Genomic DNA, 15,713 nt, shown 5'->3' on the forward strand with positions numbered 1-15,713 from the left:
CGAGAACCACTAAGGGGAGAACCGTGACGCACGTGACCGAGCGCAGTGGTGCAGGAAGCGGGCCGGCTGGCACCCATCAGCCCTGGACTGCGGCGGCGGGACGCGCCGGCCGCAAACGCACCACGTCGTACGCGGACGCCGGCGTCTCGATCGAGGCCGGTGACCGCGCGGTCGAGCTGCTGCGCCCGAAGGTCAAGAGCACCCGCCGCCCCGAGGTGATGGGCGACATCGGCGGCTTCGCCGGCCTGTTCCGCCTCGACACCCAGAAGTACCGCAACCCGATCCTGGCCTCCTCCACCGACGGGGTCGGTACCAAGCTGGTCATCGCGCAGCAGATGGACATCCACGACACGGTCGGCATCGACCTCGTCGCGATGGTCGTCGACGACCTGGTCGCCTGCGGCGCCGAGCCGCTCTTCCTGCTCGACTACATCGCCACCGGCGAGGTCGTCCCGGACAAGGTCGCCGAGATCGGCGCCGGCATCGCCGACGGTTGCCGGTACGCCGGTTGCGCGCTGCTCGGCGGCGAGACCGCCGAGCACCCGGGGGTGCTCCGCCCCGACGAGTACGACATCTCCGCCACCGGTGTCGGGGTGGTCGAGGAAAGCGAGATCCTCCGCCCGGAGCGGGTCGAGGTCGGTGACGTGGTCATCGCGATGGGGTCGTCCGGGCTGCACTCGAACGGCTACTCCCTGGTCCGGCACGTGCTGCTCGGCGCCGGCCGGATGCGGCTGGACACCGTGATCGAGGACTTCGGCCGGCAGCGCACCCTCGGCGAGGAGCTGCTGACCCCGACCAAGATCTACGCCCAGGACTGCCTCAAGCTGATCGCCGAGGCCGAGGTACGCGCGCTGGCGCACATCACCGGCGGCGGCATCCCCGGCAACCTGGTGCGGGTGCTGCCCGACCACGTCGACGCGATCGTCAACCGGGCCACCTGGCGGCCGCAGCCGATCTTCGACCTGGTGCAGTCCAAGGGCCGGATCGAGGACCCGGACATGGAGGCCACCTTCAACATGGGCGTGGGCATGTTCGCCATCGTCTCGGCCGAGGACGCCGACCGGGCCCTGGCCACGCTCACCGGGCGGGGTGTCGAGGCCTGGCAGGCGGGCGAGATCATCGAGGGCACCGGCGAGGTGCACATGATCGGCCAGCACACCCGGGGCTGACCCCACCACGTGACCACCACCCGGCCGGCCCGACGGGCCGTTCCGGGTGGTCGGCGTACCTACGGGTGTTTCCGCGAAAGGCGCTAAAACCCGCAACCCAGAAGGTTGCCTCGAATCCACGTGATCCTCGGCATACCCGCCCAGGACTTCACCGGAGTGGCCGACGCCACCTAGCCTGAGGGCACCTCGGGCGCGGGGAGGAGGGGGTATGGCTGTCCGACGACAGGAGTTCTCCGGCATGCGGGGGATCGCCCCGGTCCCCAGCTACGTGGTGATGCAGCCGACCACTCTCTGCAACCTCGACTGCGCGTACTGCTATCTCCCGCTGCGGTCCGCGGACCGGCGGATGCCGGTCCCGGTGGCGGAGGCGGTCGCCGCGCCGGTCAACCGCTGGGCCGACCAGGGCCGCTTCTCCGTGGTGTGGCACGGCGGTGAACCGCTCGCCGCCGGCCGGGAGCACCTTGGGGCGCTGCTGGCCCCCTTCCAGCCTGCGGTCGAGCACCACGTGCAGACCAACGCGACCCTGATCGACGACGCGTGGTGCGAGTTCCTCGTCGAGCACCGGATCCGGGTCAGTGTCAGCGTCGACGGCCCGCGCGACCGGAACGCCGAACGGGTGACCCGAGGTGGACGGCCGTCGTACGACCGGATCATGGCCGGGGTGGAGGCGCTGCGCCGCAACGGCATCACCTTCTCCGCGCTCTGCGTGGTGAGCCGGCCGGAGGCCGGGCTCGCCACCGAGCTGTACGACTACTTCCTCGACCTCGGCTGTGACGTGCTGGGCATCAACATCGAGGAGACGGAGGGGGTCAACACCCGGCGCAACACCCACCGGGCCGACCGGGTCAGCGGCTTCTGGGCGGAACTTGTCGCGGCCTGGCGCCGCGACCCCCGGATCCACCTCCGGGAGGTCGAGTGGTCGCTGCGGTACGCGGCGGCGGTGCTCGACGGCACCGACGACCAGGTGCTGCCCCGCCAGCTCGACCCGATCCCGACCATCGGCCACGACGGCTCCGTGGTGCTGCTCTCACCCGAGCTGGCCGGCTTCTCCCACCCGGACTATGGCGACTTCAGCAGCGGAAACGTCCTGCGGACGGCGCTACCGGACATTCTCGCCGCCGCCACCGGCACCCCCTGGGTGGCCGAGTTCCTGTCCGGGGTCGAGTCCTGCCGCGCACACTGCCCGTACTTCGGGTTCTGCGGGGGCGGCCATGCCGCCAACCGTTACTTCGAGCACGGGCGTTTCGATGGTACGGAGACCGACCACTGTCGCAACAGCAAGATCCGTCTATTGGAGGGAGTGTTGGACCATGCCCGACACCACCAGCCGGCGCCAGCCTGAACAGACCGGGGCGGAGGCCGGCGACCCGGTGGCCCTGCGGGTCCGGGACGTCCGGGCGGGCCTGACCACCCTGCTCCAGGAGGCGGCGGAGGCACGACGGCTCCGGGCCGAGGTGACCGCGAGGAACGCCGACGGCGCCAGCGCGGTCTGCGCCTGGAACCACTTCGAGAACATCCCGACGTTCTACAACTGGAACAACCGACCCCGCTGAGCCCGTTGCCCGGTTCCGGCCGCCGCTGCGGACGCGGCGGGCGGTCCGGTACAGCCGCCCAGGTGATCGGGCGCACCCACACCGGTAAGGACCTGTCGCGGGTACGCCGGACATGATCCGACGCGGCAGGTCCTTACCGGTGGTGTTCCGATCCGCGGATGCGCCGCAATGCACTCGGACACGCGTGAGCACGCGGTGTCACCGCGTGCTCAGATGTGACCGGAGAGGTCAGCGGGTTGGCGCCCAGGTGTCCGGGTCGTCCTCCGCGTCGTGATCCTCGTCATCGTCGTCGACGTACTCTTTGTAGTCGTCGTCGAAGTCGTGGTCCGACTTACGGCTGCCGCCGAGTTCTCGCTGCAAGGCGGCGAGGTCGGTGTTCGGGGAGTGGTACTTCAGCTCCCGGGCCACCTTTGTCTGCTTGGCCTTAGCACGGCCGCGCCCCATGGCTCGACCCCCTCGCACAGAATTCGGGGCAGCCCGAAGGCGGGCCCCGATGACGTCAGGCATCTCTCGTGGCTCTTACGGTACATGGGGATGCCCAGGTTCGGCACCTCGGGTTGCCACCGTCCGTGCCCGCGCGTCGCAGCGGCATCGACCGGGCGCCCGATACCGGCGGGTAAGGGCCGCCTGTCGCACCGGTCGTGACCTTTCCGCCGGCTCCGGGGACCCGTTGCTACCCACAGCCTAATTTCGCCCCGTCAGCCCGGCAAACGTACGGATGTGCGAGGACCACCCGTCGGGGCGTGGAACGGGCCCCTGCCCCGTTTCCGGTGGCGGCAGGGGCCCGTTTGGTCGCTCAGCGGAGGTGGATGGTGCGGAGGCGGCCGACCTCGGCCATCCGGCGCTCGGCGAGCCGGTCGGCGGCGACCGCCGGCGGCACGCCCTCGGCGTCGGCGAGCCGGAGGATGTCCCGGGTGGTGTCGTAGATCTTCGTCGCCCGCAGCTTGGCCCGCTCGAAGTTGAAGCCCTCGATCTCGTCGGCGACCTGGATCACACCACCGGCGTTGACCACGTAGTCGGGCGCGTAGAGGATGCCCCGGTCGGCCAGCAGCTTCTCGATGCCGGGGTGGGCGAGCTGGTTGTTCGCCGCGCCGACCACGGCCCGGGCCCGCAGCGCCGGCACCGTGACGTCGTCGAGCGCGCCGCCGAGCGCGCACGGCGCGTAGACGTCGAGGTCGGAGGTGACCAGGGCGGTGGCGTCGGAGACCAGGTCGACCTGCGGGTAGGTCTGCCGGACCCAGGCCAGGGCCCGCTCGTCGACGTCGGTGGCCACCACCGAGGCGCCGTCGTCGATCAGGTGGGCGGTGAGGTGCCGACCGACCTTGCCGAGCCCGGCCACCCCGACCCGCCGGCCGGCCAGCGTCGGGGAGCCCCAGACGTGCTCGGCGGCGGCGCGCATGCCCTGGAAGACACCCCAGGCGGTCAGCACGGACGAGTCGCCGGCGCCGCCGTGCTCGACGCTGCGTCCGGTGACGAACCGGGTCTCCCGGGCCACCACGTCCATGTCCGCGACGTACGTGCCGACGTCACAGGCGGTGTAGTAGCGGCCGCCCAGCGACTCGACGAAACGGCCGTACGCGCGCAGCAGGGGTTCGGTCTTGATCCGGTCCGGGTCGCCCCAGATGACCGCCTTGCCGCCGCCCAGGTCGAGACCGGCGAGAGCGTTCTTGTACGCCATGCCACGGGACAGTTCGAGGACGTCGTGCAACGCCTCGGCCTCGGTGGCGTACGGGTAGAACCGCGTGCCACCGAGCGCGGGGCCGAGCGCGGTCGAGTAGATGGCGATGATCGCCTTGAGGCCGCTCTGCTTGTCCTGGCAGAACACGACCTGCTCGTGGCCGTCGGATTCCTGACCGTCGGTGCTGGCGAATACGTCCATGGCTCGCTCCTGGTGAGGCTGGACACCCTTGTGGGATGTGTGTGGGCCGGGGGTCGCCCGGGTGCCGGCGGGGGGATGGCGCCGACTCCTGCGAGCGTAATCGTGGTTCCGAACCCTGGTGGAGTGCCTCCGGCCCGTCCGAATGGTGGTCACCGGCGTTCGCCGGGCCGACCGGGTACCGCCGGACCCGGCGGGGATTGATCCGAGGTGCTGACGACAGCCGGCTCTCGTTTCGTGGGAGGATCGCGCCGTGCCGTCGCTCTTCGCTTCCTACCTGCGGGTGTACGAGCCGTTGACCGCCTTCGACCGGGATCGGCAGCTCTTCTGGCGCCGGTACGTCAAGGAGGGCAGAGCGGTCGCCCCGTCGGAGGGGCCGGTACGGCAGCGTACCGCCGTGATCGAGGCGTTGGGCGCGGGGTGGACCCGGCTGCCGGACCTGCCCGAGGAGGCGTACGTCCTGGAGGCCGACGACACGTTGCTGGTCTGTCCCTGGAACCTGCGGATCCGGATCGCCGAGGCGGCGCTGAGCGCCCGGGACGGCGTACCTCCGGTGTTGGCGGACGCGTTCGTGCCGCCGGTGCTGGCCGGGCAGGCGAAGGCGGTGGTGGACGACTGGCGCAGCGGGGCGCGGGTGCTGGAGCACGGGGTGCCCCGGCTGCACGAGCAGATCTCCACCTGGGGCGTGCCGCTGCGCTGGTTCGTCTTCGTGGACCCGGAGGAGCGCGAGTTGACGACCCGGCCGGACCGGCGGGTGCTGCGCTACCGCACGGAGATCTCCAAGGCCCGTCGGCGGGCCTCCCGGGCACTGTCGGTGCTGCGGAAGTCGGTGGGGGACGCGCCGATCACCGAGGCGGTCGAGGAGGGCGCCCGGTGGCTGGAGGAGTTCCACCCGCGCTCGGTGGTGGAACTCGACTACGGCGGTCTGGTGGACCTGCTGTCGGACGAGGCGCTGGACGGGGACGACTCGCCGGCGTTGGTCGCGGCCGGGCTCGCCGGGCTCTCCCGGGGCGACGCGGAGGCGGCCACCGAGGCGTACGAGACGCTCGTCGCGCGCTGGCGGGCGATCCAGCTACTGGAACGTTGCAACTAGTGAACGATGCCGCTCAGAGCGGGTTGGGAGCGCACACACGCGAGTGCCGCTCGTAATATTGGTATCACGAGGGGCAATCGGCCGTCCGGTTAAGTCTTTTTCTGGCATAAAAAATAACCATATTTCGGTCATTGTTCATCCGTCCATCCAGGGACGTTCGGCCGTTCGGCCCATGTCGGACATCGGGGACTAGCCGGACCATGGGAGACGCGTCGGCCGGCGGGACCCCGGCCGATGTCTATAGGCACCTGTGGAGGAGTGACCGATGGCATCGCGTACGCATGAACCTGAGCCGCTACTCACACCGGCAGAGGTCGCGTCGATGTTCCGTGTCGACCCGAAGACCGTGACCCGGTGGGCGAAGGCGGGAAAGCTCAGCGCGATTCGAACGCTGGGTGGACACCGTCGCTACCGCGAGTCGGAGGTTCGCGCCCTGCTGCAGGGACAGATTCCCCAGCAGCGCCAGGGCGACTGAGGCGCGGCTCGCAGATCGACGTCTGGCTCAGGGGTGGCACCGGGTGACCGGGACCACCCCTGAGTCCTGTCCGGGACCGGTCCGGCTTCCGGACGACTGAGTTCCCGGACGACTGATCCCCCGGACATCCGACAGCCCCGCCGATCCGGCAGGGACCGACGGGGCTGTGGCGTCAGGCGGTGGTACGGGAGGATCAGCCGGCGGCGGCCAACCCGGCCGCAACCACCTCCTCCTCGGACAACAGCCGACCGTCGCGCAGGGTCAGCACCCGGTTCGCCAGCTCCATCAGACTCGGATCGTGGGTCGCGACCAGCGCGGTCATCCCCCGGCTCCGGACCAGTGCCCGGAGCAGCTCCATGATCTCCCGGCCGGTCTCCGAGTCCAGCTGTCCGGTCGGCTCGTCGGCGATCAGCAGCGGCGGATCGTTCGCCAACGCCCGGGCCAGCGCCACCCGCTGCTGCTGGCCGCCGGAGAGCTCGTACGGGCGCTGGGCCGCCTGGCCGCCCAGTCCGACCAGCTCCAGCAGCATCGCCACCCGCTCGTCCCGCTCGGCCCGCGGCCGTTTCACCAGCCGCATCGGCACGCCGACGTTCTCGGCGGCGGAGAGGATCGGGATCAGGCCGAAGGACTGGAAGACAAAACCGATCTTCGAGCGGCGCAGTTCGGCCAGCTCCCGGGCGCCGGCACTTGTCATGTCCAGCCCGGCCACCCGGATCTGCCCGCTGGTCGGCCGGTCCAGTCCGCCGACGAGGTTCAGCAGGGTGGTCTTGCCCGCGCCGGACCGACCCCGGACAGCCACCAACTCGCCCCGCCCGGCCGAGAAGGAGACGTCCCGGAGCGCGTGCACCACCCGCTCACCGCTGCGGTAGTCGCGGCCCAACGCCTCGACCCGGACCAGTTCCTCACCCACCGGGCCGTCCCCCTGTCCGGCCCCGGCGCCGTGCCGTCCGCCGTTGATGCCGCTCACGATGCCTCCCCGCCACCGGCACCGCCGCCGGCCCCGTTGCTGCTGTTGTGGTCGTCGGTGGTGCTGTCGCCGGGGCGTACCTCGACGTGGTCCGGCTCCAGGTTGAGCTTCACCCGGTCCCGCAGGCTCAACGCGGACACGAACGCGGCCGGCAACTGCATCCGGCCCGAACGGTCCAGCACCGCGTACTCCTCGGAGACCACCTCCTCCACCCCGTCCGCGCCGACCCGGGCGGAACGACGTACCTCGGAGGCGGTCCGGCCGTCGCGGATCGCGACCGTCCGGCGGACCTGGCCGGCCACCGCGTGGTCGTGGGTGACCACCACGATGGTCACCCCCAGCTCGGCGTTGATGGTGCGCAGCGCCGCGAAGACGTCGGCGCCGGTCGCCTCGTCCAACTCGCCGGTCGGCTCGTCCGCGAAGAGCACCTCCGGATCGTTGGCCACCGCGACCGCCAACGCGCAGCGCTGCTGCTCGCCGCCGCTCATCTGGCCCGGTCGACGGTCGGCGCAGTAGCCGACCCCGACCATCTCCAGCAGCTCCGTCGCCCGCCGCCGGGCCGCCCCGCCGCGCAGGCCGTGCGCCAGCCGCATCGGCAGCTCGACGTTCTCCCGGGCGGTCAGGTACGGCAGCAGGTTGCGGGCGGTCTGCTGCCAGACGAAACCGACCATCTTGCGGCGGTACCGCAGCCGGCTCTTCGCCGACATGTTCAGCAGGTCGAAGTCGCCGACCCGGGCGATCCCGGCGGTCGGCACGTCCAACCCGGAGAGGATGTTCAACACCGTGGACTTGCCGGACCCGGAGGCGCCGACGATGGCGAGCAGTTCGCCCCGGTCGACCACCAGGTCCAGCCCCTGCAGGGCCACCACCTCGACACCCTCGGTCTTGAAGATCCGGACCAGGCCGTCGCAGACGATGTGACCACGCAACCGGTCCGCCCCGCCGGCCCGGGCCGCCGCCCGTTCCGAGGCCCGCCGCTGCAGCACGGCGAGATCGGGGGTGCCCGGTGCGGCGGTGCTCGTCGGACTCGCCATCAGTTCTCCTCTCCGAGACGGAGCACCTTGCCGAGACGCATCCGCCGATTGACCAGACTCTCGATTCCCAGCGCGGTGACCAACGCGACCACCACGAGCAGCAGCACCCCGACCACCAGCAGCGGGTCGACGTGGACCCGCGCCGGCAGGCCGCCGGTGAAACCGGACAGCCCGAGCGCCGGTCCGAGCAGCCGGGGCAGCAGCACCCCGACCAGCCCGCCGGCCAGCACCGCCACCCCGACCAGCGGCACCAGTTCGTAGACCAGCAGGCCCCGCCCCTGCCGCCCGGACAGGCCCATGGTGCGCAGCCGGGACAGCACCCGCCCCCGCGCCGGAGCCTCGGCGAGTACGGCGAAACCGACCGCCAGCAGCGCCAGCGCGAGCGCCCCGGCGACCCCGGCGGTGAAGGTGAAGCTCAGCAGGCGGTTCACCCCACTGCCTTCCAGCGTCCGACGGTGCTCCTGCCAGGTCGTGACGGTGACCGGCAGGGTACGGACCTCGTCGGCCGGCTCGCCGAGCAGCCGGGACAGGTACTCCCGCTGTCCGGCCTCGACCGCCTCGCGCAGCGCGGTGGTCGACACACCCGTCCCGGCGACCAGGAACTCACTCGGCCGGATCGGCTGGAAGTCCGGCACCGGCAGGGCCTGCCAGGGCAGGACGACAAACCGTCGGGCGTCGACCGGCAACCCGGGGAAGGTCGACCGCACGGCGTCGACCGTGAAGCCGTACCGGCGGCCCTGGACGTCGGTGACCCCGGTGGTGACCTCCTCACGGCGGAAGTCCTCGGCGATGTCCGGGGAGACCACCGCCGGCACCGGACCGTCGATCCGGCCCGGCCGGGTGAACGCGGCCGGCAGCTCGGCGTCGATCCCACTATGCCCCAGCACCCGGGCCAGCGCCGGTCCGTCCACCACCAGGATCTGCGCCTGACCGAGCGGACGACCGCCCGTACCGTCCGGGTTGCGGACCCGCAGCGGCTGCCCCGACTCGGTGCCGACCGCACTGACCGCGGTGACCCCGGGCAGCGCGGCGAGCCGCTCGGCCGTCTGCTCGGCGGTGAAGGCGTTGCTGACGATCCGGGCGTCGCCGCCCACCTCCTGGTTGCTGACCTGGTCCCGGGCCTCGCCGATGGTGCTGGTCACCACGCTTGTGAAAACGCCGATGGCGATCGCCACCACCAGGATCGCCGCCGGGAAGACGGTGACCGGGGCGGCCCGGCCGGCCCGGGCCAACCCGACGAACGGCACCACGGTCCGGGCCCGGGCGGCGAGCCTACCCAGCAGCCGCAGCGGCCCCGGTACGAGCCGCAGGGCGACCAGCGCGGCGGCGACCGCGAGCAGCACCGGCACCGACGCCAGGTACGGGTCGACCCCGCTGGACTGGCTCAGCCCGCGTCGGCGCAGCAGCACCACACCCAGGACCGCGAGCAGCAGCACCAGCGCCTCGGCGGTGAGTCGCCGTACGGTCGGCCGGTGCCGGACCAGATCCCGCCGCTGCCCGAGGAAACGCATCCCGCGCTGGCTGGACATCGCCAGCAGCGGAACGGCGAGGGTGGTGCCGACCAGCAGCGCCACCAGCAGTGGCAGTTCCAGCCCACTCGGCCGGCCCGGCAGCAGACCGCCGACCGCCCAGCCCACCAGCACGGCGACCGGCATGACCAGCACCGCCTCGGCCAGGGTCCGCCCGCCGATCGTCCAGATCGCGCCGCCCCGGGCCCGGAGCAGGGTCAGCTCCTCCCGGCGGCGTTCCACCGCGAGGCGGGCGGCGAGGACAACCAGGCCGAGCACGGTGGTGAGGATGCCGGCCTGCACCACAGCCAGCAGCGCCTGCACCGAGCGGAGCTGGCCGTCGAAGGTCGACAGCGCGGTGTCCAACCCGGTTGCCAGCCGTGGCGCGTCGTCGGCGGTCGGCCGCCGGGCCTGCCCGATCGCGGCCATCAGGTCCGGGATCCCGGCCGTGGTCAGCCGCCGCTCGTCGACCCGGTAGCGCCACGTGTAGTCGGCCGGCAGGTCCAGGGTCGCGGTGGTGAGCCCCGGCAGGTCGGTCAGCAGGGGGGCCTGCCAGGTCCCTCCGGCGGTCGGATCCGGACACGGGATCGGCACCAGTCCCGCGCCGTCCCAGTCCGGCGCCGCCGGGTCGGCCGCCTGGTAGATCCCGACCACCCGGACCGGCACGGAGCCCCTGGAGAACCCCTGGCCGACCAGCGAGAACTGGTCGCCGACCCGGAGGTCGGTCGCGTCCGCGGCCGCCCGGGAGACGGCCACCTCCACGGTCGTCGCCCCCCGGTTCGCCGGCCAGTGTCCCTCCACCACGGTCGACACCCGCTCCAGCCCCGGCTGGTAACGCAACGGCAGGTTCGGCCGACAGGAACCGGACATCGTCTGCTTGTCGCCGGAGACCGCCACGTCCTTCGGGCCGATCTGGCCGACGAACCACTGACGGTTGACCAGATCGGGCAGCGGCGCCTGCAGCCTCTGCCGGATCGGGTCGAGCGTCGCCTCCGCCACCGCGGGGTCGAGCGGCGGTTTGCCGCGAGTCAGGCCGCCGCCGAACAGCAGGTCCCGGACCTGGTACGGCAGCGCGCCGACGTCCTGGCCGAGCCCCTGGTCGGCGTACCGGTTCGCCAGTCGGGGCGCACCGGTGACCAGCAGCGCGGCGACCAGGCCGAGCACGGCCAACAGGCCCAGTTGACCGGCGAAGGTCCGTAGCCGGCGCAGCGGTCCGGGCAGCCGGCGCCGGGCACCGGCGGATCCGTTCACGGGGGTTGTCCTTCCGTTGTCGACGAGCGCGCCGCCCCTGGTCCGGTCGCTCACCGGTCATCTCCGATCCGCAGCTGGGCGGCCGCCAGGCGGTTCCGCGTCGTGACGGCGGTCAGCCCGCTCAACAGCATCGCGAGCAGCAGCAGGACGAGCGCCGTACCGCCGGAGGGCAGCCAGGCGATCTCCAGCAGCGGGACCGGCACCGGCCGCTCGGCCGCCGGGGTCAGAATGATCAGCGGGGCCATCGTGGCCGCCACACCGATCCCGACCGCCAGCCCGACCAGTACGCCGAGACCGGCGAGAAAGCCCTGCTCGACGAGGAGGGACCGGGTCAACGTCCGGGACCGGGTGCCCAGGGTCCGGAGCACCGCCAGTTCGGTCAACCGGCGTCGGGCCGTCGCCCGGATGTCGACCCCGACCCCGACCGCGGCGAGCAGGATCGCGCCGAGTGCCGCCGCGAACAGGGCGACCCGGGCGCCGACCCCGTACGGGTCACTGCTCGCCTGGTCGGCGACCTCCCGCCGGTCGACGATCCGCAGTCCGTCGAACGCCGCGGCCGCCCCGACCACCGACCCGGTCTGTCCGGCCCGGGTCCCCACCCACCACTCCTGGGCCTCCCTGAGCACGTTGGTGTCGTGGAAGAGCCGGGCGTTCAACGACGGCAGGTCGGCCAGCAGCGCCGCGCCCTCCGGAACCCCGGGTACGGCCGCCACGGTGCCGACGACCTTGACGGTCATGGATATGCCGGAGATGGTCAGCTGAGTGCTGGTGCCGACATTCATCCGTAGCGCGGCCAACGCCTCGGTGGTGGCCACCACCGGCACCGGCTCCTTGCTCGCCGCCGGGGTTATCGCGACCGACCACGGCTGCCGGGCGCCGGTCCAGTTGTCGAACGTCGGCGTCATCAGGTAACCGGCGCTCAGCGTGCCCTCGCCTGCCGCCGTCTCGACCTGCGCGCCGCGGAAGTTCGGATCGGCGATGAGGACACCCTGCCGGTTCACCAGCCGCCACTGCGGGTTCTCCCCGAGCGACAGCGGGGTGCCGGCCTGGTCGCCCGTACCGGCGCGCAGGTCGGTCAGGTGCCAGTCGAGGCGGTAGCCCCAGGTGCCGAAACCGTCGACCGCAAAACCGGCCAGCCGTACCGTCCCCGGCGCCAGCTCGATGCTGAACCGCAGCGGCTTTCCGCTCTGGCTCTGGCCGAGCGGAATCCGGTGGTACGCCCCGGTCGTGTCGACCAGGACGACCGCGCTGTTGATCGGGGCCTCGGGAGCGTCGGCCGCCCGCGGCCGGTCCTCGGGTGGGGTGTCACCGAAGTCGTAGCCGGTGGCGGTGGTGATCTGCCCGGTCAGCCGGCGGGTACCGGCCGGCAGTTCGGCCGTCGGCGCGGTGACCGGGCTCGCCGCCAGCGCGTCGAAGACCCGGTCGGGGTCGCCGCCCGCCAGGTCGGCCCGGTACCGGACGACCGGACCGGCCATGGCCGACGGCAGGGCGAGCAACTCGGCCGGCACCCCCTCGGTGCCGAGCCGTAGCTCGTCCCGCCAGGCGGGCAGGACACCGGTGGCGCCGGACAACTCCGCGAGCTGCCCGGCCCGCTCCGGCGGCGCCTCGCCGGACGCCTCCACCAACCGCAGGTCGGCACCGACCTGGTGGTCGGCCTGGTCGGTCAACGACCGGTCCGAGGTGGCGGCCAGGCACCAGGCGAGGGTGCTGACCGCCACCGCCAGCGAGAGCAGCAGCACCGGGCCGGCGTGCGGGCGGCGGCCCGCCTGCCACATCCCGAACGTCATCGCGGTCCAGGAACGCCGGTCGACGGTCCGCTCGACCAGCCGGGCCAGCGGCGGCAGCGCGCGCAGCGCGAGGACCGCGCCGGCCAGCACCCCGATCGTCGGGGTGGCGGCCAGCAGGGGGTCGATCCCGAGCGCGGCCCGGCCACCGGCCCCGACCAGCGGCGACGAGTACTGGCGGAGCTGGAACCAGCCGAGCACCGCCAGCGCGATCAGCGCCACGTCGAGGCCGGCCCGCTGGACGGCCGTACGCCGGCTCGGCCGGGACCGGGCGGCCAGGTCGCCGACGTACGTGCCGCCGCGGCGCAGCGCCGGACCGGTCATCGCCAGCAGGCAACCGACCACGGCCAGCCCGGCCACCAGCCAGGTCAGCGAGTCGGGACGGGGACTCAGCCGGATCGCGGCGTCGGTCAGCAGCGGCGTACGGTCGGCGACCCCGATCAGGGCGACCGAGAGGACCGGGCCGAGTACGACGGCCGGCAGCACCACCAGCAGCGCCTCCCGGATCGCGAGTCCGACGAGTTGACCCCGTCCGGCGCCCCGGGCCCGGAGCAGTGACGTCTCGTCCCGCCGCTGCTCGGTGAGGAGCAGGGCCACCAGCAGCAACGCGTACCCGCCGAGGACCACGACCAGCAGCATCGGGGTGACCAGGGCCGACCGGCCCACCAGTTCGGCCCGGCCGAGCCGGTCGGCCAACTGGTCGACCTGGGTGGTGACCAGGCCGGAGCTGCCGAGCCCCACCTCGGACGGCAGGGTCGTCCCAACCTCCTTGGCGGCCTGGCCGAGCCGGTGCAGGGTGCCGACCGTGATCCGGTCGAGGTTCGGCTCGACCAGCCAGGCCACCGAGGCGTTGGCCAGGAACTGGTCCAGGAAGTCGGTCCGGTCCACCACCAGCGGGCCGTAGGTCGCCGACCCCGGCGCCGCCCCGGTCATCACGTCCGGCGCCAACCGCCAGTACGGGTCGTGGCCGTCGCGCGGCTTCCACACCCCGACGACCCGTACCGGGGTGACCTTCCGGGTCACCCGGTCGGTGACCGGGATCTGGTCGCCGACCTTGACCCCGAGGATGGTCGCTACCGGTTCGGCGAGTGTCGTCTGCACCGGCTGGGCGCCCGGGCTGGGCCAGGCGCCGGAGACCAGGTCGGCGTGGGCGGCGAGGTCGTCGAGAAAGAGGACCGAGGCGAAGACGACACCGTCGTCGTCCGGGACCGCCGTACCGGTCGGGCCGGCGAGCTGCCGGCCGGCGGCCACCCCGGCACCGGAGACGGTGGTCGGGACCCCGCTGAACCCGTCCGCGAACCGCTCCCGTAGCGCCGCGTCCCGTTTTTCCAGTTCAGCCTGGTTACCCCCGGCCGAGCCGCGAACCAGGATCGACCGCTCCTCCGGACTCGCCGACGAGATCGCGACATCCGCCCCCGAATCGACCACGGCCCGGCTGTACCCGGCGAGGCCGGTGAGCAGGGCGGTGGCGATCAGGGTCGCCCCGGTCGCCGCGAGGAGCAGACTCTTCGCCCCCCGGGCGCGCCGCAACACCAGCCTCATCGTGTGGGTCTCCCCGTGTGCCGAACGGGGCGACGTCGGATCGTCGCCCCTCACGGCTGCTGAGGCGCCCAAGGCCGGGAGAAAGGTTGCCAGGTGGGAACGTGATTTCTCAGACGTACCGGGGTTGTGACCCGGGGCTGGCCCAATCGAGATCATTTTGTTGCGTACCGGGACGTGACTGCCGCCCCGCCGGCCGGCGCCGGCGGGGCGGCGTCCGCGCGGGACGGTCAGACGACCGGCGGATGCCCCCCGTCGCCGTCCACGACCTCGTCCGGCTGGCCGTCCTCGTCGACGTCGACCATGGTGATGTCCACCTGACCGTCGCCGTCGGTGTCGAACTGGAACAGGTCGGGCTTGCCGTCGCCGTCGGTGTCCACCACCCACACGTCGGTCTGGCCGTCCTGGTTGGCGTCCGCCGTGAGCAGTTCGATCCGCTCGTCACCACGGGTGTCGACGGTCTCCTGCGTCTCACTCATCTGTTGCCCTTCCGTCGGGGTTGGCGTCCGGACCGGGCCCGGACGGTTCCGCTCCGCGCCGCCCGGGTGCCACCCCCGCGGAGCTTTCGGACCTGGATACCCGACTGTGCCACTCCGCACTCCCCGGCGTGGCCCCGCCCGCCGGTCGACCGGGACGCGGCGGCGTGCCGGGCGGACCCCGGGTCAGTTGCTGACGTACGGGTTCGCGTCGCCGTCGAGGTAGCTGGCCCGGTCGACGGTGCCGTCGCGGTCGAGGTCCACCAGGAGCTGGTCGGCTCGGCCGTCCTCGTCGAGGTCGGTGACGACCACGTCCGGGCGCCCGTCCCGGTTGTGGTCCGTGAGCCAGGTGTCCGGCCGGCCGTCGAGGTCGGTGTCGGTGACGCTCCGGTCCACCAGACCGTCGTGGTCCCGGTCGAGCAGGACGGAGTCGACCCGGCCGTCCGAGTTGGTGTCGGTCAGCACCTGGTCGGTCCGGCCGTCGAGGTTGGTGTCCCGCTCGACCAGGTCGATCCGGCCGTCCCAGTCGGTGTCCTGGTAGCTCAGGTCCATCACCCGGTCGCCGTTGACGTCGACCTGCACCAGGTCGACGTAACCGTCGCCGTCGAGGTCGGTGGCGAACCGGCTGGAGCCGTCCGCGTAGCTGGTAAGGACGGAGCTGACCGGTGGCGGGCCGGGCAGGTCGGCCTCCTCCGCCAACGGGGTCGCCAGCGGGTCCGGCAGGCCGTCCGCCGCGGTGCCGAAACCCTCCTGCCCGCCGGCGTCGGGCAACTCGTGCTCCGTACACCCCTCGCCCAGCACGCTGGGGTCACCGTCGTAGCTCATGTCGTACCTCCCCGGTCGGCGGTGCCCGGCCGTCCCGCCCGGGCATGCCCGCCACGCTAGGTGGGCCGCGCCGCCGCCGACTCCCCGATGTGTGCCAGTACGCCGATCCGCCCGTACGATCCCGGCGCCCCCTGCCGACACGGATCCGCCGGCGACCCGTGAC

The 15,713-nt window shown here is 72.6% G+C and carries 13 protein-coding genes; 5 read left to right on the forward strand and 8 right to left on the reverse strand.

Features of this window, described 5'->3' with window-relative positions; all coding sequences use genetic code 11:
* Positions 1-23: 23 nt before the first annotated feature.
* The 3 genes from purM to amcA all read left to right on the forward strand — a co-directional run bounded on the left by purM (position 24) and on the right by amcA (position 2,722).
* On the forward strand, positions 24-1,169 hold the full coding sequence (gene purM, locus ABGB21_RS01895; RefSeq protein WP_347654351.1) for a phosphoribosylformylglycinamidine cyclo-ligase: 1,146 nt from the start codon (positions 24-26) through the stop codon (positions 1,167-1,169).
* Positions 1,170-1,407: 238 nt separating this feature from the next.
* On the forward strand, positions 1,408-2,511 hold the full coding sequence (gene amcB, locus ABGB21_RS01900; protein WP_347654456.1) for a cyclophane-forming radical SAM peptide maturase AmcB: 1,104 nt from the start codon (positions 1,408-1,410) through the stop codon (positions 2,509-2,511).
* Positions 2,480-2,722 (forward strand): multiple cyclophane-containing RiPP AmcA, encoded by a 243-nt coding sequence (amcA, locus tag ABGB21_RS01905; protein ID WP_347654352.1) that lies wholly within the window; start codon positions 2,480-2,482, stop codon positions 2,720-2,722. The genes amcB and amcA overlap by 32 nt, the downstream gene beginning before the upstream one ends.
* Before the next feature lie 228 nt (positions 2,723-2,950).
* Here the strand turns inward: amcA and ABGB21_RS01910 are convergent, their stop codons facing one another.
* Together ABGB21_RS01910 and ABGB21_RS01915 are read right to left on the reverse strand one after the other, a co-directional pair.
* Positions 2,951-3,166 carry a DUF3073 domain-containing protein gene (locus ABGB21_RS01910; RefSeq protein ID WP_347654353.1) on the reverse strand — a complete coding sequence of 72 codons (216 nt, stop codon included), beginning with the start codon at positions 3,164-3,166 and terminating at the stop codon, positions 2,951-2,953.
* Positions 3,167-3,518: 352 nt separating this feature from the next.
* Complete coding sequence (locus ABGB21_RS01915; RefSeq protein ID WP_347654354.1) at positions 3,519-4,601, reverse strand: Glu/Leu/Phe/Val dehydrogenase dimerization domain-containing protein; 1,083 nt, start codon at positions 4,599-4,601, stop codon at positions 3,519-3,521.
* A 250-nt stretch (positions 4,602-4,851) separates the two neighbouring features.
* On the opposite strand from ABGB21_RS01915, the gene ABGB21_RS01920 reads away from it, so the two are divergent.
* Positions 4,852-5,691, forward strand: a complete 840-nt coding sequence (locus tag ABGB21_RS01920; RefSeq protein WP_347654355.1) for a hypothetical protein — start codon at positions 4,852-4,854, stop codon at positions 5,689-5,691.
* 265 nt (positions 5,692-5,956) lie between these two features.
* Complete coding sequence (locus ABGB21_RS01925) at positions 5,957-6,166, forward strand: BldC family transcriptional regulator (protein WP_007073996.1); 210 nt, start codon at positions 5,957-5,959, stop codon at positions 6,164-6,166.
* 193 nt (positions 6,167-6,359) lie between these two features.
* On the opposite strand, the gene ABGB21_RS01930 is transcribed toward ABGB21_RS01925, so the two are convergent.
* From ABGB21_RS01930 to ABGB21_RS01955, 6 genes are all read right to left on the reverse strand, one after another.
* Positions 6,360-7,076, reverse strand: coding sequence for an ABC transporter ATP-binding protein (locus tag ABGB21_RS01930; RefSeq protein WP_347676372.1), 717 nt, complete (start codon positions 7,074-7,076; stop codon positions 6,360-6,362).
* 53 nt (positions 7,077-7,129) lie between these two features.
* Entirely contained in the window at positions 7,130-8,167 is a 1,038-nt protein-coding gene (locus ABGB21_RS01935; protein WP_347654356.1) for an ABC transporter ATP-binding protein, read from the reverse strand.
* Positions 8,167-10,926, reverse strand: coding sequence for an FtsX-like permease family protein (locus ABGB21_RS01940; RefSeq protein WP_347654357.1), 2,760 nt, complete (start codon positions 10,924-10,926; stop codon positions 8,167-8,169). The genes ABGB21_RS01935 and ABGB21_RS01940 overlap by 1 nt, the downstream gene beginning before the upstream one ends.
* A gap of 50 nt (positions 10,927-10,976) precedes the next feature.
* Positions 10,977-14,252 carry an FtsX-like permease family protein gene (locus ABGB21_RS01945; RefSeq protein ID WP_347676115.1) on the reverse strand — a complete coding sequence of 1,092 codons (3,276 nt, stop codon included), beginning with the start codon at positions 14,250-14,252 and terminating at the stop codon, positions 10,977-10,979.
* Positions 14,253-14,479: 227 nt separating this feature from the next.
* The gene (locus tag ABGB21_RS01950; protein ID WP_347654359.1) at positions 14,480-14,728 is read right to left on the reverse strand and encodes a hypothetical protein; all 249 of its coding nucleotides are present in this window, start codon (positions 14,726-14,728) and stop codon (positions 14,480-14,482) included.
* Positions 14,729-14,911: 183 nt separating this feature from the next.
* A complete protein-coding gene (locus ABGB21_RS01955) occupies positions 14,912-15,550 on the reverse strand; it encodes a hypothetical protein (RefSeq protein WP_347676117.1) in 639 nt (212 codons plus the stop codon).
* Positions 15,551-15,713 lie beyond the last annotated feature (163 nt).

This window comes from Plantactinospora sp. B24E8 (assembly GCF_039871735.1).
Classification (GTDB): domain Bacteria; phylum Actinomycetota; class Actinomycetes; order Mycobacteriales; family Micromonosporaceae; genus Plantactinospora.